Here is an 873-nt window from a genome sequence, read left to right on the forward strand (position 1 = left end):
AATAAAAACACGAATGTTGCCATTACTTGGTTTATTAATAATAAAAAACTTGATGAGAATCTCTGTGTTAAAAATCAAATCTATTTTAAGCCAAGTGATTTAGGATATGAAGAGGGAGATATTTTAACAATTAAAGCTTGTTGCAATGAAGAAAACACTTATTATACAACCCATAAAGAAGATTATAAAGAACCTTATAATGCTAGGGGTGAAAACTTTAAACAAAAACGAACCATTGTAGATACTTTAGGGATTCTAGGTTTAAAGATAGAAAATAAACTCTCTCTTATTTATCATAACCAAAGATTCTATCTTATGCAAAATCGTAAAAAGAAAGTCTTAGAGTTTGGTGTAAAGGAATATGAAAAATTAGAAATATTACAAGAAAGCTTTCAGAATCCAAACTATAAAGCTTGTATTTCTAAAGTTAATAATGCGTGTTATATTATGATAAAGAATCCCTCCAAATACATTAGCTTTCAAGTAACAACTACTCAAGAACAACTTGATACTCTATCTCTTTTAATACAAGAACAAAATACTAAAGAACTTGAAGTCTCTTTTTATTATTACAAAGAGAGTAAATATTTAATGAATGTTAAGAGGTTTTATCAAACTACTAGATATACTTTATCTTCTTATGAGATTCTACAAAAGAATCTCAAGAATGAATATAAACCCATTAAAGACAAGATTGCTAAAGGACAAATGCTAGAACCAAGCGGACCAGATTTTATATTGGGGAATTATCATCAAAGAATCCCAGAGGGATTCTATAAAATCCAATCCCATCAAACCAATCTACAAAGTCTAAGAACTTATAAAGATAAGCAAGGCAATCTAAGTCAGATTCTACCCTTACTCTATAATAAT

General features: G+C 28.3%; 1 protein-coding gene. It reads left to right on the forward strand.

Translation table 11 applies throughout. The features are described from left to right. On the forward strand, window positions 1-873 hold an 873-nt coding region (locus tag LS69_RS10680; RefSeq protein ID WP_202978675.1), incomplete at both ends, for a hypothetical protein.

It is taken from the genome of Helicobacter sp. MIT 05-5294 (assembly GCF_000765675.1).
In the GTDB taxonomy this organism is placed as follows: Bacteria; Campylobacterota; Campylobacteria; order Campylobacterales; family Helicobacteraceae; genus Helicobacter_D.